This window comes from Maribellus comscasis, from assembly GCF_009762775.1.
GTDB lineage: Bacteria > Bacteroidota > Bacteroidia > Bacteroidales > Prolixibacteraceae > Draconibacterium > Draconibacterium comscasis.
Map to the genome: position 1 here is coordinate 1,690,343 of NZ_CP046401.1, position 24,270 is coordinate 1,714,612.

The following is a 24,270-nucleotide window of genomic DNA, read 5'->3' on the forward strand; positions in this document are numbered from 1 at the left end:
CCAACTTTAAATCTACAAATATGAAATTCTGTTTAAAATGTATTTTGAATGCGATTGTAATTCTGGTTTTGATAAGCTGCATGGCAAAAAAAGTATTAGCTCAGAATTCTGAAAATCTCAAAGTAGGGACTCAAAAAGACGGCAGTATTCTTGTACCATCAAATCAACTTCTTAATCCGGCAGGTTTCCAGGTTATAATGCCCGGACGCCCCGTTGATCTCGTCCCAATTCCCGGGAAAAACCTTATAGCTGTTAAAAATAAAAACTCGCTCGATCTGATTCGGATATCAGACAGAACAATTGTGCAATCGCTCGAAATTCCCGGAAGCGGGTCGTCTGTTACAGGAATTTATTATTCAGAAAAAAATAGCAGACTTTATTTAACCGATGCCGGAAACCGGATACACACCGCAAGTCTCGACGACTCCAACATAATGAAATGGGAAACTCCGATAGTACTCCCCCAGCCTGCTGCTGGAGGAAATTCGTTTCCCGGAGGCCTCGCTTTTGACGAACAACAAAATACAATTCTTGTAACATTAAGCCGCAACAATTCGGTGGCTCTCATCGATATGGCTGATGCTTTAATTACAGAAATACCAGTGGGAATTGCTCCTTTTGATGTGGTTTTAAAATCAGAATCAAAAGCCTATGTAACCAACTGGGGCGGACGGGTTCCGAAGGAAGGAGAGTCAACCTACAACTCATCAGGCAGCCAGGTTTTGGTTGATCCTGAAACAGGTATCGCAAACAGTGGAAGCGTATCAGTAATCGATTTAAATAAATTCACGGAAGAAAAATCAATAGAAGTCGGATTACATCCTTCCGGAATGGTTTTTAACGCTGACAAGTCGCTCCTGTTTGTAGCCTGTGCCAACAGCGATATTATTTCAGTTATTGATACTGAAAGTGACGAAGTAGTGGAAGAAATTTCAGTGCGAATGAATCACGAACTGCCTTTTGGAAGCTCACCCAATGCGCTGGCAATTTCACCCGACGGAGAAACACTTTATGTTGCAAATGGCACCGACAACGCGGTTTGTGTAGTGGAAGCCACTGAACCTTTCAGTATAAAAGGGTATATACCAACCGGGTGGTATCCGGGTTCTGTAGCTGTCGATAATTCTGGTACCAATTTATATGTTGCCAATGTGAAGGGAATTGGTTCAAGAAATCAAAGAACCGATCGAAAAGGATATAACTCCCATGATCATATGGGTAGTATTTCCATTATTCCGCTACCTTCTGAAGATGAATTAAAAGCGATGACAGAAATTGCGATTAAAAACAATTCGCTTTCGCCAAACAATACCTATGTGAATTCAAAAAACAAGAAAGTTGCAGTGCCGGTTTTACCGGGGCAAACTTCTCATTTCAAACACGTAGTTTATATAATTAAAGAAAACAGAACGTACGACCAGGTTTTTGGAGACATGCCGCAGGGTGACGGAGATACCAGTCTGGTTCATTTTGGATACGAAGTAACACCCAATCACCATAAACTGGCCGAGACCTTTATTCTAATGGACAATTATTACTGTAGCGGTATACTTAGTGCCGACGGACACCAGTGGACAAACGAGGCTTTTGTTACCGATTACATTGAAAAGTCTTTTGGAGGTTTTACCCGCAGCTATCCGTACGATGGTGATGACGCTCTCGCCTATGCAAGTTCCGGATTTATATGGGATAATGTATTAAAAAACGGACTGACGTTTCGCAATTATGGTGAATTTGTAAATGCAGTTATCAAACCACGTAATGCGTCGTTTACTGATATTTACAATGATTTTCTAAACGGGACAAAAAATGTTTCAATCAGGGCTGAAGCGAACTTAGAGCAGCTAAAACCATACATCTGCCCAACTTTTATAGGATTTCCGAACAAAGTACCTGATGTGTACCGGGCAAACGAGTTTAGCAAAGAACTTCAGGAATTCGAAAAAAATAATAATTTCCCCAATTTTATAATAATGCTGCTTCCCAACGACCATACCTCGGGAACACGACCGGGTGTGCCAACGCCACGGGCTGCTGTGGCCGACAACGACCTGGCTTTGGGGCAAATAATCGAAGCAATTTCAAACAGCAGATTCTGGAAAGAGACATGTATTTTTGTTACTGAAGACGATCCTCAGGCCGGATTGGATCACATCGATGGACATCGCACGGTAGGCATGGTTATCAGTCCGTATACCAAACGTAATAAAGTAATATCCACCTACTACTCTCAAATTAATATGGTACGAACAATGGAAAACATTCTTGGTATTCCTCCTATGAATCAGTTTGATTTACTGGCAGAACCCATGCTGGAATGTTTTACAGAAACACCTGATTTTACTCCATATAAGGCATTACAAAACAATATCCCGCTCGACGAGCTAAACCCACCGCTGGAGTCACTAAATGGCCAAAAACGGTATTGGGCTAAGAAATCAATGGAACAGGACCTGGACGATTATGACCGCATTGAAGAAGACACCTTTAACCGAATAATCTGGCATGCCACAAAAGGTTATGACAGGCCATATCCCATTCTGTCAAATAAATAAACGTTGTCTTATTAAACTCTCTCACCCATAGGTTATATCCAGTTCAAATTCGTTAACCATTAAAATAAAAAATGAAAATTAAACAACTCGCATTGTTTTTCACACAAGCTTTTTTCGCACTACAACTTTTTTCGCAAACCATTAATGGCATTATTATAAATGCTGATAATCAGCAGCCTGTACCCGATGCAAATATTTCTATTCAAAACTCAACATTGGGAACCGTTTCCGATGGCAATGGATTTTTTTCAATAACAACACCTCAAAATATAAAACCGATCCTTTTGGTTTCGTGTGTAGGTTTTGAATCTCAGGAAATAGAAACGAGCGCCATTGGAAATGAAAATCTTGAAATCAATCTTCAACCGGTTACTGTGCAACTCAATAAAAGCATTGTGGTTACAGCGTCAAGAAACCAGTTGTTGTCTTTCCAGACTCCTGATGCTGTTTCTGTACTAACCCAAGAGGAACTGAAAAATAATGCACCTCGTTCTATGGCCGAAGCATTGATTGGCACTGCGGGTGTATGGATGCAAAAAACCAACCACGGAGGTGGTTCACCTTTTGTCCGCGGATTCACAGGTAATCAAACTTTACTTTTGATAGACGGAATCCGGCTAAACAATGCCACGTTTCGTTATGGCCCTAATCAGTATTTCAATACCATCGATATTTTTTCAGTTGACCAGGTTGAAGTAATTCGCGGAAAAGGTTCGGTTTTGTATGGCAGCGATGCACTTGGCGGAGTAATAAATGTAATTACCCGAACTCCGGATTATAGTTCCGGAAAATCCCGGTTTGGTGGCCGTGGAAAAGTGAAATACATGAACAAAGGGATGGAAAAATCGGGCATTGGAGAACTTTTGTTCAGAACGAAAAATATTGCACTTTCAGGAAGCGTCAATTACAAAGATTTCGGAGATATTTTTGGCGGCGGATCGCTGGGGTATGAACGTCCCTCGGGCTATGATGAAACCGGTGTAAATATGAAAGCAAAACTCCGGCTATCCGGCAACTGGCAGATAACTTCAGCATACCAGTACCTCATCCAAAACAATGTGGGTCGTTACGATCAGGTTGCTCAACGTGGTTATCAATTGTATTCATTCGATCCCCAGATACACCGCCTTGCCTATGCAAAGGTGGAACACTTCAGCAAAAACGAATGGTTCAGAAAAATAAAACTTACGGTTTCCAATCAGCACTCTGATGAAACACGAAAAAAGCAAAAAGAGAATTCTTCTACTTATACAAAAGAAAACGATGTGGTAAAAACCAACGGCATTTCACTGGAGAATTTTTCCACATTCAGCAAAAAATGGGAAGCAGTAACCGGAGCTGAATTTTATTCTGATAATGTGGAATCCGAACAAACAGATACAAATTTAGAAAATGGCGAAGAAACCGAATCCCGCGGACTTTATCCCAATAACTCATCAATGCAGAATTTTGCTGTATTTAGTCAGCACACTTTAAAATTTGACAAGTTCCATTTAAATATGGGCGGTCGTTTCAATACGTTTCGGATTCATTCTGTTGACGATGAATTTGGCGAAGTTACGCTAAAACCCAGCTCACTGGTGGGAAACATCTCCGGACAATATTTTACAACTCCGGAACAACAATTTATGCTTTCGGCACACACTGCTTTCCGTGCACCAAATATTAACGACATCAGTTCTTTTGGTCAGTTTGATTATGGCATTGAAATTCCATCCACTGATCTTGCACCGGAAAAAACGTTTACACTTGAAGGTGGTTACAAAAAAACATCAGAATGGTTTTCGATGGCCCTGACTGTTTTTAATACTCGCTTAAGAGACCAGATAGTGAGAGTGGAAGCTACATACAACGGAAGTGAAACTATTAATGGAGAGCGTGTTTACAAAAAATCAAACGTGGCAAAATCGAACATTTCTGGAGTGGAATTTGAATCCGGATTAAAATTAAGTTCTCAGTTTTCGCTTATCAATAACCTTACGTGGTTATATGGCAAAAATCTTGAAAATGATGAACCAATGAGACGAATTCCGCCATTAAACGGAAAACTGGCGCTGCAATATTCCAAATCAAAAATTTTTGGAGAAGCAGAATTTCTGTTTGCCGCCAAACAAGACCGGCTCTCCGGCGGTGATATCGACGACCACCGCATTCCTGATGGTGGAACCCCAGGGTGGAATATATTAAATCTGAAAGCCGGCTATTCCTGGAAAAACATTGCAGTCAACGCCGGACTACAAAATGTTTTTAACCAGGCCTATCGTATTCATGGTTCAGGCGTAGATGGTTACGGCAGATCATTATGGGTTACGCTTCAATTTGAAATTTAAATGGAAATTGAGCGAGAATAATTTCTAAAATCAATCTTTCCCAAAAAGATGAATTCAAAAAAATTGAAACAATCGTTTTCATTCAACGTTGAACTAATATTCAAATAAATCCATCATGAAAAAAGTTCTCCGATTTATACTCATTCTGCTCATCGCACAAACCACTGTAAATTCCCAGGCGCAAAACAAACGAGATAAAAAACATCAGGCAAAACACCTGAGCGAATACGAAAGCCAAACGCTGGCTGACAGTCTTTTGCCTATACCAATGCCTTACAACCGCTGGATTGATCCTGCAGGAAAGCAAGTATATTTTGGCGACAAACAATTGGAAAACCATGCGCTCGATTGTGCCCTTTCACCCGATGGGAAATATGTTGCGGTGGAAGGACGCTATTCCATCGTGATAATATCGACCGGCACTAACGAAATAATTGAACGGACAACTTTGGAAAAATTGCTGGGCGATGATGATGCAATGAACACTTTTTCAGGAATTACCTGGGGAAAAACAGACGATGATTACCATTTGTACTGGAGTGCTTCCGGAGATGAAAAATCGTATGTGATAAAAGCATCATGGAACGGCCGCAAGCTAAAAAAGGAAAAAACTTTTGATTTTTTAGCGGACAAGCCGGCGTCGACAGCCTTGCCCAATGAAATTGTGGCAACTGAGGAAAACGGCAAAATGGTTTTATACGTGGTTTTAAACGGCAACAACCTGCTTGTAAAACTGGACGAAAAAACCGGGCAAACCATCTGGTCGGTAAAAACCGGCGTTGCGCCTTACGGTGTTGTAAAAGCTGCCGGCAAGATTTATGTTACCAACTGGGCCGGAGCTGCTCCTGATGAAAACGATAAAAATATAGCCGGTATTCCGTGGGGAAATGCTAAAGTTGATCCTTTAACCGGTGCAACACGTGAAGGAACAGTATCGGTTTTTAATACTTCTGATGGAACTTTGATAAAAGAAATTCGTGTTGGATTGCACCCAAATGATATTATCCCGAACCCGGATGAAAATTATGTTTATGTTGCCAATGCAAATAGTGACGCTGTTTCTGTAATTGATACCAAAATGGATAATGTCTCCGAAAGTATATCTGTTCGGCTGGCTGAAGAAAAAAATCCATATTGGGGAGATTCTCCCAATGGTTTGGGAATTTCTGGCGACGGAAAAATACTTTATGTGGCCAACGGAATGGACAATGCAATAGCAATCGTCGAATTAGGAAAAAATGCTTCTTTAAATTCAAAAAGCAATCAAAGTAAAATATCAGGATTTATTCCCACTAGTGCTTATCCGGGTGCAGTTTGTATTTACAACGACCAAACAATGTACATTCCGAACATTGAAGCAGAGGGAGCAAGAATCCCAACGATTTCGGAAAGCGGGGCAAAATCGTACAATGCACACCGGCAGATGGCTTCCGTGTCTATTATTCCTTTACCGGATAAAAATCAATTGGCTGATTATACCAAACGCGTACATGAGACCAACCAGATTTTCAGAGTTGCCTTATCGAAAAAACTTCCCCGGAAAAATGCAAACGCCGTTCCTGTACCACTCAGAATTGGTGAGCCTTCGGTTTTTAAACATGTGGTTTATATCATAAAAGAAAACCGGACTTACGATCAGATTCTTGGTGATGTTTCAGCAGGAGACGGAGACCCGTCACTTTGTGTTTTTGGAAAGGAAGTCACGCCCAACACACACAAAATTGTTGACGATTTTCTTTTGCTCGACAATTTTTATGTATCCGGAAAATCTTCGGCAGAAGGCCACCAGTGGACCGATATGGCCATTGTTACCGATTATATCGAAAAAAATGTGCGGGGTTGGTTTCGAAGTTACCCACATGTTCAACAAGATGCATTGGTTTATGCCCCCACTGGTTTTCTCTGGGACAATGCAATCCGACACGGCAAGAGTGTGCGAATATATGGTGAAGCCTGTGTTCCTGAATTTGACAAAAGTGCCACTTGGGAATCCATTTACAGCCAATTTAAAAATGGTGAAAAAATAGAGTTTACAAACACAACCACAATCGACCCGGTTTGGGATATTTTAAGTCAGAATTTCCCGGGATACGACAGCCACAAATTCCCGGATGTATTTCGGGCACAAACGTTTATAAAAGAACTAAAAGAATATGAAAGTAAGGAAGGCGATCAATGGCCCGAACTGATTATCATTGCTTTACCCAATGACCACACCTCAGGAACACGACCAGGATTTCCCACTCCCCGTGCGATGGTGGCCGACAATGATCTGGCTTTGGGACAAATCATGGAAGCCATTTCTAAAAGTAAATTCTGGGAAAATACTGCGGTTTTTATAACCGAGGACGATTCGCAAGCCGGGTGGGATCATGTTTCTGCCTACCGAACGGTTGGAATGGTCGCCAGCCCATACTCGAGGTTTGAAAAAACCAACCATACCAACTACAACCAGGTTTCGATGATAAGAACCATCGAACAAATTCTGGGGCTTCCGCCGATGAATATTATGGATGCAACTGCCATGCCCATGTTCAACTGTTTCAATTCATCCGCGGATTACAGTCCCTATGTTTCTGTCCCAAACCAGATTCCATTGGATGAGATGAACAGTGAACTATCTGAATTAAAAGGCCCTGCACTCCACTATGCAAAAAAAAGTATGGAACCACAGTTTGAATGGGTAGATACCGGCGACGACGAACTCTTTAACAGAATTATCTGGTTCGCAATGAAGGGTAAAAAACCTTACCCCGAAAAATACAGCGGAAAAGATGAAGATGATGACGACGATGATGATTAAGTGATTTTAATGTAATTTTTCCATTAAGCGCTGATAACTTTCCCAAAAATCAGCTTCCATTTTTTTCTCATCAATATCGGTGTAGGCTTCCACTTTTCGCTGCACATTTTCAGGCGGCGTAAGTACCATTTCGGTTTTTGCCAGTTCCGGGTGAATGATCGATTCAATAAGCGCTAAATCCCACATAATCCAGCGCTCACCTGCATTTACAAAATCCCACCGGGTCAATAAATTTTGGCTGATTTTGTTGTTGTATGCAAAAAGACGCTTCTGTGTATCTTTTCGTTCAAAAACCAGTTGACCTGAAACCTGTCCGGAAATGATTGATAATTCCAAATCGGTACAATCCAAAACAATATCAAGTGCATTTAAATCATTGCGTGCATTAAATTCATTTTTATTCCAGACACCTGTTTCGGGGTTATATTTCATACTCAAAATATGAAGATGAATATTTTTTGCAATATCCGGCTCTGCAAGTATTACTGCCGCCACATTGGTAACCGGGCCTAAACAGGCAATATCCAGCTTATTGCCGGGAGAAGCCTTTTTTGCCTCGGTGATAATAAAATCAACTCCTTCGGAATATTGAACGGGAGTGCCATGATTAAAGCCCCAGGCAAACCCAACCATTTTTTCACAACCTTGGGGATGCGGAATTTCCGACCGATTTACCTCCGATAATAATTGCTCATTTTCTCTTTGAGAAAGCTCAACAGTGTTGATATTTTTAGTGGAATAGTTATGCCACATTGAGTCGGTAACCATCTGCGGATTATTGAAATGAGCGGAGACCAACCCCATTAATTCGAAATCATTTGAATCCAGGGCCCTTGCGATAGCATACATGTCATCCATTTCATTTCCTGTATCAGCATCGATAATCAACTTTATTTTTTGCGCCTGGCAACTTATTCCAAATAAAACAGTTAGAACTACAAAAACGCTTCTCATCATTCCGGTTACTTTAGAATTTACAAATCTCCAAATCGTTCTTTTGCATCCTTCAGAATAACAACTGTTGCTGTAGCTCCACAACGCGAGCAGCCTGCTTTTTGAACCGCCAGCAAACCATCCAGCGTGCGAACACCACCCGCAGCTTTTACTTTAATGTTTGGCCCCACACTTGCTTTCATCAGCTCCAGATTCGAGATTGTAGCTCCCTGGTATGCATATTTTCCATCATCGCCTTTTACAAAACCAAAACCCGTAGATGTTTTTACATAGTCGGCCCCCACTTTTGTGCATATTTTACACAATTCCACAATATCTTCTTTTTTTGAAACATAATCGGTCTCAAAAATTACTTTTACAATGGCTTTGTTGTTATGACAAACTTTGGTAACAGCAGCAATTTCTTTTTCAATATAGTCCCATTCTCCCTGTAAAGCTTTTCCAATATTTATTACCATATCAATCTCCACAGCGCCATCCGCACATGCTTTTTCCGTTTCAAAAACCTTCACTTCGATTGCAGAGTTACCGGCAGGAAAACCAATTACACATCCCACCAGAACATCGGAATCCTTTAACAGTTCAACAGCCTGTTTCACCGCGTATGGTTTTACACATACCGATGCCACATCATATTCTTTGGCCACTTTGCATTCGCGTTTCAAATCTTCATCAGTCATGGTTGGATGAAGAATGGAGTGGTCAATCATTTTTGCAAGTTCTTTTACTTTGTTCATTTTATATTGTATTTGAGTTATTCTAATCGTCAATTGTTTGAAAAACCATTTGCCTGAATTTCCAGCCGGTTTGATCGTTTACAGGCCCGCGTGTTTGTTTCATAATTATTCCAATCATATTTTCCTGTGGATCCGCAAAATACTGGGTATTAAAGTATCCGCCCCAATTGAACGTACCTTTACTACCCAAACCACCTTTGTTTTGTCCTTTTTCTGTTAACACAGAAAATGTTAATCCGTAATAATTGTCAGCGTCTTCTCCCCAAATATTCCCCATTTGATTTTCCATAATCGAACGAACCGTTGTCCGGCTTAAAAGTCTTATACCATTATATTCGCCTCCGTTCAAATACATTTGAAGAAAAACAGCATAATCTTTTGCTGTACTGGAAAGCCCTCCTCCACCTGAGAACAGAGTTTTTGCCCCTTCAACCGGATATTCAGGGTCATAAAATGTTACCGGGTATTTTTCCCATTTTCCATCAACTTCTTGTTGAACAGAAACCAGACGATTTGCCTTTTCTTCAGGGAGATAAAAGTAAGTATCCTTCATCCCAAGTGGATCGAAAATGTGCGTTTTCAGAAACTCATCAAACGGCATTCCCGAAACTATTTCTACCAGATAGCCGAGGACATCCAATCCCATGCTGTAAACATACTCTGAACCGGGCTGGTGATGCAAAGGCAATTTTGCCAGCTTTTTGATGTTTTCTTCAATGCTCACATCTTTTTTTGTAAACGCAATTACAATTCCTGCTTTCTGATAAATCATTTTCATTCTTTCATCGGAATCAATGTCTCCATAGCCAATTCCTGAAGTATGTGTAAGCAGATGACGTATTGTAATTTTATTTTTTACAGGAGTTCCGGTCCATGTGGTATCGCTGTACCGAAATGTATTTAACACGCGGGCATTCTCAAACTCAGGGATATACTTTGAGATGGGATCATCCAGACTGAATCTTCCTTCTTCCCACAACATCAGAACCGCAGTTGATGTGATTGCTTTTGATTGTGAGGCAATACGGAAAATATCATCCCTTTTTAGCTTTTTACCTTCAGCGTTATCCGCCATTCCGTAGGCCTTCCAGAGAACAATCTTGCCATTGCGGGCAATCAGAGAAACGATTCCGGGCACCTGATCTTCTGCCACAGCCTCCCGACACATTTTATCAATTCGCTCTATACGTTCGGAAGAAACTCCAACACTTTCAGGTTGAGCTTCCGAAAGTGGCGCTGTTTTTTGAATGGATTTCGTTTGGGCTGTTAAACCTGTCAATCCAGCTATAATAAAGGTTACAATAAGAAAAGTAAACTTTTTCATTTTTGATTTATTAGTATGTATTATTCTTAATATTTATCCTCGCTATTAGCTTTTCGTTACATAAAGTACTGATTTCCTACAGGGAAATCTCTTGTGTTGCAAAAAAGTTCGCTGTAAATTGTCAACTTTCTATGGTTTGTAGAAAACAGAACAGAAATATGCAAAACCGGTGAATTCCTTTCAACACTTAAGATTTCTGCGATTTTATCGTCTGCATATTCAGCCCTGATTTCCTGCTTTGAGCCAGTTATTTCAATAAGATACTCCTGACTCAGCGTTTTGAAAAAAGATTCGTCAACAAATTGTCTATCTGTAAATCCCTGAAGAATGGTTACCGGGAGCCAGTTTCTCTCCAGCATAACCGGCAGGGAATTTACACATCTTAATCTCTCAAAAAAAATACATTGTGCATCCTTATCCTCTTTTTTTACCGGAAAAATAATCTCTTCTTTCCACTCACCGATTTGAGGTTTTGTCAGAAAAATTGTATTTACATTTTTGCCAACGGCTTCTGAAAATCCTTTTACTGTCAACAACCCAAGCGACTTCCTTCTTTCTTTTACCCGGCTCCCTTTCCCTTGTTGTTTTTCAATATAGCCTTCTTTTATTAGCTCGTCAAGCGCTTTGCGGGTTGTTGTTCTGGTGACCGAAAAACGCGAACACAGCTCATGCTCTGAAGGAAGAAAATCTCCAACTTTAAATTTTCCCTGCTGAATTGATTCCTTCAGAAAATTCTTAACAAGCAAATATTTGGGTCCAATCTTCATCTCACAAATCTACAAACTCAAACTTGTACGTACAAGTAAAAATGAATTATTTTGAACTTTTTTTCCAAAAAGAAGTATAGTATTATGTAATTAAAAATAAATATTATGACCAACAGAAGAACCTTTTTAAAATCACTGGCAGGTGTAACTGCAGGTTTGTCGATGACGGGAAATGCATTTGGCAAATCAGAAACAAATGACAGGTTAGGCGAAGTTCTGCCAAAAAGAAAATTGGGCAGAACCGGTGAGTACGTAACGATGCTAGGAACTGGGGGCTACCATATTGGGTGGACAACGGAACGAGATGCACAGGAAGTAATTGAAGCTGCACTGGAGGGAGGAGTCCGTTTTTTTGATACAGCTGAAAGCTACTCGGCCGGAAGAAGTGAAGAACGCTATGGAAAATACCTTACACCCAAATATCGTGATTTGATTTTTCTAATGACAAAAACTACGGGACCTGATGCAAAAACAGTTCAGGAGCATTTGGAAGGATCGTTAAAAAGGTTAAAAGTGGATCAGATTGACCTCTACCAGGTACACTCGATAAGGACACCCAAAGACGTCGATAACAGGATTGAAGCAGGAGTTCTGGAATATTTAATGAAAGCAAAAGAACAGGGAAAATTTAAGTATCTTGGATTTACCGGGCATCAAAATCCGTTTGCACATACACACATACTCGATCGTACACAGGAAAGTGATATTTTCGATACAGTGTTAATGCCCGTAAACGTTTTAGATCAAACCTATTTTAGCTTTATAAAAAATGTATTGCCAAAAGCTTTAGATAGAAACATGGGGATTTTATCTATCAAATCGCTTGCTGACGGAAGATTTTTTGCCAGAAAAGAACAGGCAAACTGGACCTCAGACGACCCTGTCATTCCCAATTATATGAGTATAAAAGATGCGATGCATTTTGTATGGTCGCTTCCCGTAACGGTTCTCATTTCTGGAAATGAAAATGCAACATACATGCGTGAAAAGATTGCTTTGGCCCGTTCATTTTCCAAATTATCAGAAAATGAAAGAATGGCACTGGTTGATAAGGTAAAAGACATTGCAAAAACCGGCAAAGTAGAATATTTTAAAAACGAAGCTGTATAAAAAGAAAATCCCGGGACCTCTGCCCCGGGATCATAACTAAACCTAACTAAACCAAACTTATGAAAAAACAGCAATCTGCTGTGAAGTATTTTGTTTCTAGTAGTGTAATAATGTAAAGAACATTTTCTGTTTAATTGTTTTCATGCTGACAAACATTCAACAAATAGCGTGCCAAAAGACAATAAGCGGAGGACAAACCGGCGTGGATCGGGGAGCACTGGATGCCTGTTTAATTAACAACTTTGCATATGGAGGTTGGTGTCCAAAAGGCAGAATGGCAGAAGACGGAAGAATTGACATAAAATACAAGCTAAACGAAACAGAAGAAAGCAACTACAGTTCAAGAACTTATAAAAACGCAAGGGATTCAAATGCTACTCTTATTATTACAAACAGTGCCCTAAAAGGGGGGACATTACTCACCCAACAAATCGCCACTCAAATGAAAAAACCTGTTTTGATTCTTTTTCCCGAAAAACCGGACTCAAAAGATTCCCTTCTCAAAATGATAACGTTTATTCAAAATAATAATGTTTCAACCTTGAACATTCCAGGTCCGCGGAAAAGTGAGTGGATACAAGGTTATCAGTATTCGTTTCAACTTGTTTCAGATTTAATCAAAAAAATTCAAAAAATACAGCAAAATCCTATCTGATTATAAAGAATTCAAAAAATAAATATCTTTGCGAAAATTTAATTTGAAAGCTTTAAATTGAATTAAAATTTTAGTTTAGTATAAATGGAGAACATTCGGAATTTTTGCATCATAGCTCATATCGACCACGGAAAAAGTACACTGGCCGACCGTTTACTGGAGAATACCAAAACAGTTGGAGAAAGAGATATGCACGACCAGGTACTTGACAGCATGGAACTGGAACAGGAAAGAGGCATTACCATTAAAAGTCATGCCATTCAAATGGACTATGTACATGAAGGAAAGGAATATAAACTCAATTTAATTGATACTCCCGGACACGTTGATTTTTCCTACGAGGTTTCACGTTCGATAAAAGCGTGTGAAGGGGCACTTTTAATTATTGATGCTACACAGGGAATTCAGGCCCAGACCATTTCAAACCTGTATCTGGCAATAGAACATGATCTGGAGATTATTCCGATTCTCAATAAAATGGATCTTCCGAATGCAATGCCGGAAGTTGTAGAAGACCAAATTATTGATTTGATTGGCTGCGACCACGAAGATATTATCCGCGCAAGTGGAAAAACAGGAGAAGGAGTTGAAGCTATTTTAACAAATATTGTTGAAAAGGTGCCGCCTCCCAAAGGAGATCCAAATGCACCGCTGCAAGCCCTTATTTTTGATTCTGTTTTTAACTCATTTCGCGGGATTATTGCATATTTCAAGATTATCAACGGACAAATCCGGAAAAAAGATCTGGTTAAATTTGTAGCTACAGGAAAAGAATACGATGCAGATGAAATAGGCGTTTTAAAACTCGGACTGGTTCCCAAGAATGTTTTATCCACCGGAGACGTCGGGTACATTATTTCCGGGATAAAGACAGCCAAGGAAGTAAAAGTTGGGGATACCATAACGCATGTTGAAAAACCTTGCCAAAAGGCCATATCAGGTTTTGAGGAAGTAAAACCAATGGTATTTGCGGGTGTATATCCCATTGATGCTGATGATTATGAGGATCTGAGAGCAGCAATGGACAAACTTCAACTCAACGATGCCTCCTTAACTTTTGAACCTGAATCTTCTGCCGCTCTCGGATTTGGTTTTCGATGTGGTTTCCTTGGCTTACTACACATGGAGATTATACAGGAACGATTGGAACGTGAATACGAAATGAATGTTATCACAACTGTTCCCAACGTTTCCTACCTTGTTCATTTAACCGACGGTTCAACACAAACCGTTTACAATCCTTCCGGGATGCCAACTTCAACAATCATTCAGGAAATTGAAGAACCATATATTCGCGCAAACATTATTACAGCTTCGGAATTTATCGGACCGGTTATGACACTTTGCCTCGACAAACGCGGAACTTTGGTTAGCCAGAACTACTTAACTTCGGAGCGGGCAGAATTGGTTTTTAATTTGCCTTTGGGCGAAATTGTGTTCGATTTTTATGATAAACTGAAAAGCATTTCAAAAGGGTACGCTTCTTTTGATTACCATATTAGTGGTTTTAAACCCGCCAAACTGGTTCGGCTTGACATTCTGCTAAATGGCGAAATGGTTGATGCGCTTTCCACGCTTATCCATTTCGACAACGCCTATAACTTCGGCCGCCGGATGTGTGAAAAGTTAAAAGAACTCATTCCCAGACAACAATTCGACATTGCTATCCAGGCTGCCATAGGAGCGAAAATCATCGCTCGCGAAACCGTAAAAGCTGTTCGTAAAGATGTAACAGCCAAATGTTACGGGGGTGACATTACCAGAAAACGTAAATTACTGGAAAAACAGAAAAAAGGTAAAAAACGGATGAAACAAGTAGGGAATGTAGAGGTACCTCAAAAAGCTTTTTTAGCGGTTCTGAAACTTGATTAGAACTCTTTTTGATCAAAACCAGAATTTCTTCCAGTTGATCCGGAAAGTTAGTATGATTTAAATCCCCGTATTCACGGGGATAATATCTGTCAAACGATTAATTTATATCCTTTCCCGTGTACATTTATAATTTCTACTGTAGGTTCATCCTTCAGATGTTTACGTAACTTTGTAATATAAACATCCATACTTCTGGCATTGAAATAATTATCGTCAATCCAAATTGATTTTAAAGCATAATTCCGTTCCAACACTTTGTTGGCGTTTTGACAAAGAAGCTTTAGCAAATCCGATTCTTTTGTGGTCAGTTTAACTGTCTCGTCGCCATCAGAAAGAATTTGTTTACGGGTATCAAAAGTATATTTCCCCAAAGTAAATATCTGTTGAGCATTTGACTGACTCTCTTGCGAAGTTCTTCTTAAAATTGCCTCAATTCTGAGAATCAGTTCTTCCATACTAAAAGGTTTGGTGATATAATCATCGGCCCCCATTTTGAACCCTTCCAGCACGTCCTCTTTCAAATTTTTTGCAGTCAGAAAAATAATCGGAATATCCGAATTAATAATACGGATGTCTTTTGCCAGTGTAAATCCATCTTTTTTGGGCATCATAATATCCAAAACGCAAATATCATAATGTTCTTTTACAAAACCTTTATAGGCAGCTTCTCCATCAGGAAACAGATTAGCGTCGTAACCTTTTGCGATTAAATATTCTTTTAACAGTAATCCTAAATTCTCATCGTCTTCGGCAAGTAATAATTTTGTTTTTTGTTCCATGGTCATTTATTTATTTGTGGGAATAAGATACTAAATTTTGTCCCTTTATTAACAGCGCTCTCAACTTTTATTGTACCATTGTGCGAATCAACTATCTTTTTCACATAACTTAATCCTAATCCGAATCCCTTTACATTATGAATATTTCCGGTAGGCACGCGGTAAAAACGGTCAAATATTTGTGCATGGTGCTCTTTTGAAATTCCAATTCCTTTATCTTCAACCGAGATTACAACAAATTCTTTCTTATTATATGTCGTTACTTTTATCTCCGGTATCTCCTGACTGTATTTCATGGCATTATCAAGCAAGTTAAATACCACGTTGGTAATGTGTACCTCATCCCCTTTTACCATTGGATCGTCAGCGTTGATTTCAGTAATAAGATTTCCATTTTTACTTTTTACCCTGAGCTCAAAATTCCCGGTAACTGTTTCAATCATTTTATTTACATCGAACTCTTTAAACTTGAATTTTAAACGTCCTTCATTAAAAACAGCCATTTGCAGCACTTTCTCAACCTGAAACCCCAGACGTTTACTTTCTGTACTTATAACATTTGCAACATGCTCAATCGTTCTGGGTGTATTTGCCACACTTCCATCCTGAAGCATCTGACTTGCAAGCGAAATGGTTGAAATCGGTGTTTTCAATTCATGCGTCATATTGTTGATGAAGTCGTTTTTTATCATCGATAATTTTTTCTGTCGGAAAATTACTGTTAATGTATAGGCAAAAATTCCTATCAGCAACGCGGTTAAAATCAGGGTAGGAATAATGGTCAGACCGGTTTCACGCAACAGATATCCCGAACGTTTTGGAAAATAGATATGAAGATAGTTCGGTTTGGCTCCATTTCTATCCATTTGAAAAAGTGGCTGTGAAAACTCGCCTTTCTTTGCATTTTTATTAAAATTTTCATCTCCAATCATTATTTTATCCTGTCCGAGATTGGAATTCTTTACCGCATATTCATAATCCAAATCAATACCAGCTGCCCTTACCTCACTTGCCAAAACCTGAGCTAAAAACACAGTATCTATTCTTTCTTCAATCGGCCGGTCTTCAAGGTAAATTTCATACTTGTCTATGCTATTATCAAATAACCACCGCTCCAACCTCTGTCTCTGATTGGCTATCATCCGGTTAATATCAGGCAGAGTTTTTCTCAGCGTACCACCCTCGCCTGTAGAATCTACGCCAATGGTCGAATCTACTGTATTTATCTGCACCTGCTCTCTGTAGTAGCCGGAAACACTGTTTTCCGTTACATTTAGTTTAAATTCGAATGCACCATTCCCTGAGTTATTTCTGGGAAAAGGAATAAAATCTTCTTTGGGCAGATTTGAACCTGGGAACTGACCGATATCTGCATAATACTGTGCTTCACGCTTTTCATATGTTTCCAAATGCGCGGCCACCCTCATCAAAACATTTGCCACCAAACGGTTAAACTGCTCTTCCCGAATATCGGCAGCGCGTTTTATCAAATGCGTTTGAACAAATATCAAACCCGAAAGCACAACAGCCATCAAAAATATTAATGTAATCAACATTTTTCTGCTCATGCCGCAAATATAATTTTAATGAAATGCTTGCTGTAACCTACTTAACATTATTTAACACCAGAAAATCAAATGTAAAGTTTATTAACCTGTGCATCTGGCTTTTATTCCTTTTCCGTGCTTCCCGACAAAACAGATTCAATAACCTCCGGAAAATGTTTATATTCCAGTTCGTGTACTTTTTTTGCAACAATCTCCGGCGTATCAGAAGGCTCAATTTTACATTTTGCCTGGAAAATTAATTTCCCGTCATCATACTTCTCATTTACATAATGAACAGAAATTCCCGATTCCAAATCTCTATTCTCCACAACGGCCTTATGAACATTCATCCCGTACATTCCTTTCCCCCCGTATTTGGGCAATAATGCCGGATGAATATTTATTATCGGAAAATTTTGAATCAAATTATCGGGGATTAACCACAGAAAACCGGCCAAAACTACTAAATCAACCTTACGTTTTTTTAATATATTCAGCATTTCCTGACTTTTATAAAACGTCTCTCTGTCAAATATAAATGTATCAATGCTAAATTTCTCTGCTCTTTCCAGAACATAAGCCTTAGGATTATTACACCAAACAGAATCAACATCAACAATTTCATTATCAGCGAAATACTCTATAACATTTTGTACATTAGTTCCTGACCCAGAAGCAAATAAAGCTATTTTCTTAACATTCATTTCATATTGTTTTTTACAGATAGAACATTTGACTAATTTGTTCAAATCAAGAAGCTTACAAATGAATTCTACCCCCCTGTTTATATCTTTTTTTAAATTTTTTCTTTGAAATATAAAACGTAAATTTATTACTTTGCACGGAATTATTTAAAAACAAAATTAGTATTAATCAAAAATTACAATTATGTCTGACGTTGCAGCAAAAGTAAAAGCTATTATCGTTGATAAATTAGGCGTTGATGAAAGTGAAGTTACTCCTGAAGCTTCCTTTACAAATGATTTAGGTGCCGACTCACTTGACACTGTTGAGCTGATTATGGAATTCGAAAAAGAATTTGACCTCGCTATTCCAGACGATCAAGCTGAAAAAATTTCAACGGTAGGTGAGGCTATTGCACATATCGAAGAAGCTACAAAGTAATTATATTCAGAAAAATTATTTATGGAATTAAGGCGGGTAGTAATAACCGGTTTAGGAACTGTTAATCCTTTGGGAAACACCGTTGATGAATACTGGGAAAATCTGAAAAACGGGGTTAGCGGTGCTGCACCTATTGAAAAATTTGATGCAGCGAAGCACAAAACCCAATTTGCCTGCGAGGTAAAAAACTTTGATCCTGAACTTTACGGGATGGCAAGAAAGGATAGTCGCAAATACGATTTGTACACACAATATGCATTTGCGAGTACCGACCTGGCTGTTAAAGACTCAGGGTTAAACCTTGAAGAGATTGACCATGACAGAGCTGGTGTTATCTGGGGAGCGGGAATAGGCGGACTTCAAACTTTTTTTGAAGAAGCCAGAAACTATAAAGATGAAAACCCCCGGTTCTCTCCATTCTTTATTCCCAAAATGATTGCGAATATAGCCGGTGGACTATTATCGATAAAATACGGTTTTAGAGGACCTAATTTTACCACAGTTACTGCCTGCGCGTCTGCTTCCCATGCTATGATTGAAGCATTTAACATGATTCGTCTGGGGAAAGCAGATATTATGATTACAGGTGGTTCGGAAGCCGGTGTAAACGAAGCAGGAATCGCCGGCTTTAATTCTATGAGAGCCATCTCAACCCGTAACGATGACCCGAAAACAGCATCAAGGCCTTTTGATAAGGATCGTGATGGATTTGTTATGGGTGAAGGTTCTGCAGCTTTCATTTTTGAAGATTATGAAAGCGCGGTAAAACGGGGAGCTAAAATTTATGCTGAAATGGGTGGCGGAGGAATGTCTGCTGACGCATTTCATATGACTGCTCCGGACCCGGAAGGAAAAGGTGCAAACCTGGTTATGAAATGGGCTTTGGAAGATGCTGGAATTACGGTGAATGACGTCGATTACATCAATGTACACGGTACTTCTACTCCGCTTGGAGATATTGCTGAACCAAAGGCTATTATCAAAACATTTGGCGAACATGCTTATAAATTAGCAATCAGTTCAACAAAATCAATGACCGGGCATTTACTGGGTGCAGCAGGTGCAGTTGAAGGCCTGGCAAGTATTTTGGCCATTAACAACAGTTTGATTCCACCAACAATAAACCATTTCACCGACGATCCTGAAATTGACAGCAATTTGGATTTCACATTCAATGTTGCCAAAAAGCGTGAAATAAATGTTGCAATCAGCAACACATTTGGTTTTGGCGGACACAATGCAACTTTAGTTTTCAAAAAACTATAGAAAACTGTGGTTAGAAAAATAGTACAACGGGTAAAACTCTTTTCGTCCTCTCGGAAAGAGTTTTACTTGTTTCTAAAGGAGATACTTGGTTTCTATCCCGGAAATTTAAAATTATACGACCTTGCATTTATTCATAAATCAGCTTCTACCATCGATTCGCAAGGCAACTATGTGAATAACGAAAGGCTGGAGTATTTGGGAGACGCTATTTTGGGAGCCATCATTGCCGACTTTTTGTATAACAGATTTCCGCAGGAAGATGAAGGATTTCTTACCAAAACCCGATCAAAGCTGGTAAACCGTACCTTTTTAACCAAGCTGACCTACGACATGGGGCTTAACGTGTTTATCGATTCAAATACCACTAAAAATATCGACAGCAGCCATATTTACGGTGATGCTCTGGAAGCTTTAATTGGAGCCATTTATCTTGACAAGGATTACCAAACAGCGAAATATTTCGTAACAAAAAAAATCCTTTCACAATTTGTTAATCTGAACGAGATTGAACAAAAAGACACCAACTTTAAAAGCCAGTTAATAGAGTGGAGTCAGAAAAATAAAAAAGAAGTTGTATTTCAAACAACCGAAGAAACAAGTGAACGCAACAAACAACCCCGTTTTATTGCCACTGTTGAGGTAGAAAATGTTGAGATAGGAAAAGGAGAAGGTACATCCAAAAAGGAAGCGCAACAAAATGCTGCCCGCCAAACGCTGGAAAAGCTGGATTATTTACATTTTCAGTAGTTACTGCTAAAACAAACCGATTTCGATTGTTATATTTGCCCCGTTTTTAAAACCGACAATGAACGAGTATTTGATTTATTCACTGGGTTTTTTAGCTCAAATTCTGTTTTTTGTAAGAACCATTGCCCAATGGTTTAAATCGGAACAGGAAGGCGAAGTATATTCTCCGGTTGTATACTGGCAAATCAGTCTGGTTGGTTCCATCCTGATGCTCACGTATGGAATACTGCGAAATGATTTTGCAATTGTAATCGGCCAATTTCTGGTTTATTCCATTTACATACGCAATCTCCAGTTAAAAAAAGCCTGGAAGCGAATGCCGTTATTTTCAAGGATACTTGCGGTGGTAATACCTCTGATTTATCTGGCGTGGTTGATTTTTTCAGGTAATTTTAATGCCATTTTTAAAAATGAAAATGTTTCGGTATTCTGGATGATTTGGGGTACTACGGCTCAACTTATTTTTATATCACGCTTTTTCTACCAGTGGATATATTCAGAAAAAGAAAAGGAGTCTTTGCTGCCGCTTGGTTTTTGGCTTATCAGTACCACCGGTTCATTAATGATTTTTACGTACGCAGTTTATCGTTTGGATCCGGTACTTTTTGCTGCTCATAGCCTGGGGCTTTTTATTTATTTCAGAAATATTCTGTTACATTTTGGAAAGGGAAGCCTGTTTTCCAAACTAAACAAAATTCCGTTTTTAAATAAATTTATTACCAGGGTGTCCGATAAAATAAAATAAAATAAAGGCCAATCCGGCGTTTCCAAACTGACCTTTAAAAATATTTTTATCCTGTTTATTTAATCCTCTTCCAATCCAATACATCGACAACAATTGTTGTGTCCGATTTTACTTCCATTACTTCTTCTCCAATCTTCTGATTATTAAGCCCAAGCAGAACGCACTCTCCCTTCTCTGTTGCAAACGTATAAGCAAACAACTTACCCTCTTTTAAAGAAATCGTTTTCTGAAAAACACTCCCCGTTTGTTTTTCCATCTCAACTCCTGGTTCATCCCAATCGCCTAGTTCCCGGGCATTACCTTGCAGGTATAATTTACTGTTTTCAAATGGCTTTTTGGCATTTACTTTAAATGTGATTGAATGAGAGGGCAAATCCTCAAAATTATCAACACAATCACTCATATACCGAAAAATAAGTTCTGCATTGGTTTGCGGGAAAAAAGAACGAACAAGATATTTTTTTTCTCCTTTTTCAAATTCGTTTTGAAGGTCGAACGCTTTCCGAAAACTGAAATTGTGAAAATTATACAAGTACATTTTTCGTTTTTTTAAATCACAGAGATTGGAATAAACGGTAGGAAATTTCCCTTCAGCATGAGTCAAGGATAATATTTCCTCGAATAACGAAACAGAAGGCTCATTTTCAGAGAGCATTTTTTTTGCTGTTGCGTATCTGTTACACTCTTTTTCCGGATGAAATGTTTCTGTAAGATTAAAGTTTGTTGCTATCAAAAAATTATCGTCACCTTTTCGAATATAATTCATTCTATTGTTTCCCCACTCAAAAACAACAGCGCCGCCTTTTGCATCAGCAACCAGGATGTGACTAAATTTTAAATACGGTTGCGAATACTTTTGAACAAACTCAATGGCTTCCTCCACGGTTTTACACTTTTCCAGAACAGTTTCGAAAATATACCGTCCCTGATACTCAGGCAAATTCCACCCACTCATTTCAACTGCTGGCGTGCTGGCTCCGTCAAAAAACAAACCGTGTTCATTCATTCCTCCCTGATAATTTCCATCACCTTTAAATCCCCAAAAAATTCTGCCAAATTTTGTGTCCGAAGGCGGAATAATATGAATGACTGTATTTGTTGTACACATATCTTCGTTGTTCCCGGCCAGCACAGTACTGTTTGAAGAAGCCGTAAAGATTGTACATCCAAAAGAAATGTGTAAAAATCCGGATAAAAGAATGATACAAAAAAGAATTAGTGTCTTTCTCATAACGCTCAGTTTTAAATTAAATAAAAACAACTACGCTTAAACCTGTTGTTTTGCTTTGATAATTTCTTTTAGGATAACGTAAAAGATCAGAGATAATATCAACACGAAAAAACCCCAGATAGGCGCATAAAAACTCACCATTGCGCCTTCCATGACAATTTGAGGGGAAATATCAGCAGCTTCACGAATGGCTTTCAATGCTTCAACAATTCCAACAATTTGCGATAAGATCCCTGAAGCAGCTGCCAATGCACCTGCCATTAAAACAACATCGAGCAACTTAAAATTATATTCCTTTTTTGTTGCCATCTGAACAATTTTCCATACAGTTACTCCAACTGCAATTAATGCCACGAATGAAATAAAATTCATAAATGGCCCTCCGTTGCGAAACATTTCTGACAAATTCATTTTTTTCAGTTTTAAAAATTATACCTGAAAATTACATCCTGTTTTTCGTTTGGCCCACTTTAATCGTTCAACTGCAAAAAACGATAAGCGAAATACAATTCCACCTTAAATCTACCAAACATTTATCTATTTTGTTGTTCAGCATAAAACCAATGTAATCCACCGACAAAATTTCAAAATTTCAAAAATCATTTCTACTTTCATTCTTTTATGTAACAACAAAATGAAATTTCATTTTCATCAAATAAAAAATATTTTCCATAAATCAATAATAACAAGAATTGCACTTCATGTAATTTTTTGGGTATTTGTAGGCTCTTTTTACTTCATAACGTTTAACAACAACAGCGAAATCAGGGCCGTTTCTTATATTCTTTCTGTTGGATTGTTACCTGTTGCATTTTTTGAAGCTTACTTTTTTAATTATATCCTGATTCCTAAATTCCTGGAACAAAAACGATATGGAAGATTCTTCCTTTTCAGCTTTTATACTGTTTTAACCTCTATATGGCTGTCATTTTTGATAGTAATGTTTACCTTAATTTTTATTTTAGAAAGAGATGCCTCGCTGGATCCAGCTGTTTTACATCCCGAATTACAGGTAATTTCATTGAACTTTATTGTTTTTCTTGCTATTTCAATAAAACAAGTCAAAAGGGCATTTTATATGCAAATTGAAAAGAATGAAATAGAAAAAAATATTCTGACAAGTGAACTAAAACTGAAGGAGGCAGAACTGAAATTATTAAAAGCACAGGTTCATCCTCATTTTTTATTTAATACTTTGAATAATTTGTACGGCCTTACTTTGGAAAAATCGGACGACGCACCAAAACTTGTTTTGCAACTTTCAGAAATTCTGGATTATATCCTGTACCGGTGCGACGACAAAAAAGTACCTCTTTCAGAAGAATTAAATAACTTAAAGAACTATATAGAAATAGAAAAAATCCGGTATTCGAAAAAACTGGAGTTAAAAACTGAATTCCCACAAAAAAGTAATTCTCTGAAAATTGCACCGCTTATTCTGCTCCCTTTTGTTGAAAATGCATTTAAACACGGCGTAAGTAATTTTCCCGGCGTTGCTTTTGTAAAAATCGAGATTAATATTGTCAGTAAGAATCTGATTTTCAATATTAAAAATTCAAAAAATCATTTAATTAAAAAGGAGACTAACTATAAAAAAGGAATTGGCCTTGTAAATGTCAAGAAACGGCTTGATTTACTCTATCCTGAAAAATATATTCTTAGTATTGACGAGCAGGCAGAAACATTTTCTGTAAATTTAACTTTGGAACTGGAGGTTTAACTC

20 protein-coding genes are annotated in these 24,270 nt (G+C 38.5%); 11 read left to right on the forward strand and 9 right to left on the reverse strand.

Annotated elements, in window-relative coordinates:
• Positions 1–20: 20 nt before the first annotated feature.
• The 3 genes from GM418_RS07080 to GM418_RS07090 all read left to right on the forward strand — a co-directional run bounded on the left by GM418_RS07080 (position 21) and on the right by GM418_RS07090 (position 7,688).
• Complete coding sequence (locus tag GM418_RS07080) at positions 21–2,555, forward strand: alkaline phosphatase family protein (RefSeq protein ID WP_158864552.1); 2,535 nt, start codon at positions 21–23, stop codon at positions 2,553–2,555.
• A gap of 71 nt (positions 2,556–2,626) precedes the next feature.
• On the forward strand, positions 2,627–4,885 hold the full coding sequence (locus GM418_RS07085) for a TonB-dependent receptor (protein ID WP_158864554.1): 2,259 nt from the start codon (positions 2,627–2,629) through the stop codon (positions 4,883–4,885).
• A gap of 115 nt (positions 4,886–5,000) precedes the next feature.
• Positions 5,001–7,688, forward strand: coding sequence for a bifunctional YncE family protein/alkaline phosphatase family protein (locus tag GM418_RS07090; protein WP_217447726.1), 2,688 nt, complete (start codon positions 5,001–5,003; stop codon positions 7,686–7,688).
• Positions 7,689–7,694: 6 nt separating this feature from the next.
• Here the strand turns inward: GM418_RS07090 and GM418_RS07095 are convergent, their stop codons facing one another.
• Genes GM418_RS07095 through GM418_RS07110 form a run of 4 tightly spaced genes read right to left on the reverse strand, consistent with a single transcriptional unit; the run spans position 7,695 to position 11,470 of the window.
• Positions 7,695–8,645 (reverse strand): nucleoside hydrolase, encoded by a 951-nt coding sequence (locus tag GM418_RS07095; RefSeq protein ID WP_158864556.1) that lies wholly within the window; start codon positions 8,643–8,645, stop codon positions 7,695–7,697.
• Between the two features lie 17 nt (positions 8,646–8,662).
• Positions 8,663–9,379, reverse strand: a complete 717-nt coding sequence (gene deoC, locus GM418_RS07100; protein WP_158864558.1) for a deoxyribose-phosphate aldolase — start codon at positions 9,377–9,379, stop codon at positions 8,663–8,665.
• 22 nt (positions 9,380–9,401) lie between these two features.
• A complete protein-coding gene (locus GM418_RS07105; protein WP_158864560.1) occupies positions 9,402–10,703 on the reverse strand; it encodes a serine hydrolase domain-containing protein in 1,302 nt (433 codons plus the stop codon).
• A gap of 56 nt (positions 10,704–10,759) precedes the next feature.
• Positions 10,760–11,470, reverse strand: a complete 711-nt coding sequence (locus tag GM418_RS07110; RefSeq protein ID WP_158864562.1) for a GntR family transcriptional regulator — start codon at positions 11,468–11,470, stop codon at positions 10,760–10,762.
• Between the two features lie 105 nt (positions 11,471–11,575).
• Here GM418_RS07110 and GM418_RS07115 point away from each other — a divergent pair, with 105 nt between their 5' ends.
• The 3 genes from GM418_RS07115 to lepA all read left to right on the forward strand — a co-directional run bounded on the left by GM418_RS07115 (position 11,576) and on the right by lepA (position 15,107).
• The gene (locus GM418_RS07115; RefSeq protein ID WP_158864564.1) at positions 11,576–12,580 is read left to right on the forward strand and encodes an aldo/keto reductase; all 1,005 of its coding nucleotides are present in this window, start codon (positions 11,576–11,578) and stop codon (positions 12,578–12,580) included.
• A gap of 142 nt (positions 12,581–12,722) precedes the next feature.
• Entirely contained in the window at positions 12,723–13,235 is a 513-nt protein-coding gene (locus tag GM418_RS07120) for a putative molybdenum carrier protein (protein WP_158864566.1), read from the forward strand.
• Positions 13,236–13,319: 84 nt separating this feature from the next.
• Positions 13,320–15,107 (forward strand): translation elongation factor 4, encoded by a 1,788-nt coding sequence (lepA, locus tag GM418_RS07125; protein WP_158864568.1) that lies wholly within the window; start codon positions 13,320–13,322, stop codon positions 15,105–15,107.
• A gap of 89 nt (positions 15,108–15,196) precedes the next feature.
• On the opposite strand, the gene rprY is transcribed toward lepA, so the two are convergent.
• The 3 genes from rprY to purN form a co-directional block, all read right to left on the reverse strand.
• The gene (gene rprY, locus GM418_RS07130) at positions 15,197–15,886 is read right to left on the reverse strand and encodes a response regulator transcription factor RprY (RefSeq protein ID WP_158864570.1); all 690 of its coding nucleotides are present in this window, start codon (positions 15,884–15,886) and stop codon (positions 15,197–15,199) included.
• Between the two features lie 2 nt (positions 15,887–15,888).
• A complete protein-coding gene (locus tag GM418_RS07135) occupies positions 15,889–17,454 on the reverse strand; it encodes a sensor histidine kinase (RefSeq protein ID WP_158864572.1) in 1,566 nt (521 codons plus the stop codon).
• A gap of 101 nt (positions 17,455–17,555) precedes the next feature.
• Positions 17,556–18,137, reverse strand: a complete 582-nt coding sequence (purN, locus tag GM418_RS07140; RefSeq protein WP_158864574.1) for a phosphoribosylglycinamide formyltransferase — start codon at positions 18,135–18,137, stop codon at positions 17,556–17,558.
• Positions 18,138–18,321: 184 nt separating this feature from the next.
• Between purN and GM418_RS07145 the strand changes: the two genes are divergently transcribed.
• The 4 genes from GM418_RS07145 to GM418_RS07160 are packed head-to-tail and all read left to right on the forward strand — an operon-like array spanning position 18,322 to position 21,316.
• Positions 18,322–18,558, forward strand: a complete 237-nt coding sequence (locus GM418_RS07145; protein ID WP_158864576.1) for an acyl carrier protein — start codon at positions 18,322–18,324, stop codon at positions 18,556–18,558.
• Between the two features lie 21 nt (positions 18,559–18,579).
• Positions 18,580–19,824 (forward strand): beta-ketoacyl-ACP synthase II, encoded by a 1,245-nt coding sequence (fabF, locus tag GM418_RS07150; protein ID WP_158864578.1) that lies wholly within the window; start codon positions 18,580–18,582, stop codon positions 19,822–19,824.
• A 6-nt stretch (positions 19,825–19,830) separates the two neighbouring features.
• Positions 19,831–20,571, forward strand: a complete 741-nt coding sequence (gene rnc / locus GM418_RS07155; protein WP_158864580.1) for a ribonuclease III — start codon at positions 19,831–19,833, stop codon at positions 20,569–20,571.
• Between the two features lie 58 nt (positions 20,572–20,629).
• Positions 20,630–21,316 (forward strand): lipid-A-disaccharide synthase N-terminal domain-containing protein, encoded by a 687-nt coding sequence (locus GM418_RS07160; protein WP_158864582.1) that lies wholly within the window; start codon positions 20,630–20,632, stop codon positions 21,314–21,316.
• A gap of 55 nt (positions 21,317–21,371) precedes the next feature.
• On the opposite strand, the gene GM418_RS07165 is transcribed toward GM418_RS07160, so the two are convergent.
• Both GM418_RS07165 and GM418_RS07170 read right to left on the reverse strand, forming a co-directional pair.
• The gene (locus GM418_RS07165; RefSeq protein WP_158864584.1) at positions 21,372–22,547 is read right to left on the reverse strand and encodes a carcinine hydrolase/isopenicillin-N N-acyltransferase family protein; all 1,176 of its coding nucleotides are present in this window, start codon (positions 22,545–22,547) and stop codon (positions 21,372–21,374) included.
• A gap of 36 nt (positions 22,548–22,583) precedes the next feature.
• Positions 22,584–22,958 (reverse strand): MotA/TolQ/ExbB proton channel family protein, encoded by a 375-nt coding sequence (locus tag GM418_RS07170; protein WP_158864586.1) that lies wholly within the window; start codon positions 22,956–22,958, stop codon positions 22,584–22,586.
• Between the two features lie 223 nt (positions 22,959–23,181).
• On the opposite strand from GM418_RS07170, the gene GM418_RS07175 reads away from it, so the two are divergent.
• A complete protein-coding gene (locus tag GM418_RS07175) occupies positions 23,182–24,267 on the forward strand; it encodes a sensor histidine kinase (protein WP_158864588.1) in 1,086 nt (361 codons plus the stop codon).
• Positions 24,268–24,270 lie beyond the last annotated feature (3 nt).

Excerpts from the sequence above, each read along its gene's own strand:
- GM418_RS07080 (WP_158864552.1), top strand. The coding sequence starts at position 21 with ATGAAATTCTGTTTAAAATGTATTTTGAATGCGATTGTAATTCTGGTT.
- GM418_RS07085 (WP_158864554.1), top strand. The coding sequence starts at position 2,627 with ATGAAAATTAAACAACTCGCATTGTTTTTCACACAAGCTTTTTTCGCA.
- GM418_RS07090 (WP_217447726.1), top strand. The coding sequence starts at position 5,001 with ATGAAAAAAGTTCTCCGATTTATACTCATTCTGCTCATCGCACAAACC.
- GM418_RS07095 (WP_158864556.1), bottom strand. The coding sequence starts at position 8,645 with ATGATGAGAAGCGTTTTTGTAGTTCTAACTGTTTTATTTGGAATAAGT.
- deoC (WP_158864558.1), bottom strand. The coding sequence starts at position 9,379 with ATGAACAAAGTAAAAGAACTTGCAAAAATGATTGACCACTCCATTCTT.
- GM418_RS07105 (WP_158864560.1), bottom strand. The coding sequence starts at position 10,703 with ATGAAAAAGTTTACTTTTCTTATTGTAACCTTTATTATAGCTGGATTG.
- GM418_RS07110 (WP_158864562.1), bottom strand. The coding sequence starts at position 11,470 with ATGAAGATTGGACCCAAATATTTGCTTGTTAAGAATTTTCTGAAGGAA.
- GM418_RS07115 (WP_158864564.1), top strand. The coding sequence starts at position 11,576 with ATGACCAACAGAAGAACCTTTTTAAAATCACTGGCAGGTGTAACTGCA.
- GM418_RS07120 (WP_158864566.1), top strand. The coding sequence starts at position 12,723 with ATGCTGACAAACATTCAACAAATAGCGTGCCAAAAGACAATAAGCGGA.
- lepA (WP_158864568.1), top strand. The coding sequence starts at position 13,320 with ATGGAGAACATTCGGAATTTTTGCATCATAGCTCATATCGACCACGGA.
- rprY (WP_158864570.1), bottom strand. The coding sequence starts at position 15,886 with ATGGAACAAAAAACAAAATTATTACTTGCCGAAGACGATGAGAATTTA.
- GM418_RS07135 (WP_158864572.1), bottom strand. The coding sequence starts at position 17,454 with ATGAGCAGAAAAATGTTGATTACATTAATATTTTTGATGGCTGTTGTG.
- purN (WP_158864574.1), bottom strand. The coding sequence starts at position 18,137 with ATGAATGTTAAGAAAATAGCTTTATTTGCTTCTGGGTCAGGAACTAAT.
- GM418_RS07145 (WP_158864576.1), top strand. The coding sequence starts at position 18,322 with ATGTCTGACGTTGCAGCAAAAGTAAAAGCTATTATCGTTGATAAATTA.
- fabF (WP_158864578.1), top strand. The coding sequence starts at position 18,580 with ATGGAATTAAGGCGGGTAGTAATAACCGGTTTAGGAACTGTTAATCCT.
- GM418_RS07160 (WP_158864582.1), top strand. The coding sequence starts at position 20,630 with ATGAACGAGTATTTGATTTATTCACTGGGTTTTTTAGCTCAAATTCTG.
- GM418_RS07165 (WP_158864584.1), bottom strand. The coding sequence starts at position 22,547 with ATGAGAAAGACACTAATTCTTTTTTGTATCATTCTTTTATCCGGATTT.
- GM418_RS07170 (WP_158864586.1), bottom strand. The coding sequence starts at position 22,958 with ATGAATTTGTCAGAAATGTTTCGCAACGGAGGGCCATTTATGAATTTT.
- GM418_RS07175 (WP_158864588.1), top strand. The coding sequence starts at position 23,182 with ATGAAATTTCATTTTCATCAAATAAAAAATATTTTCCATAAATCAATA.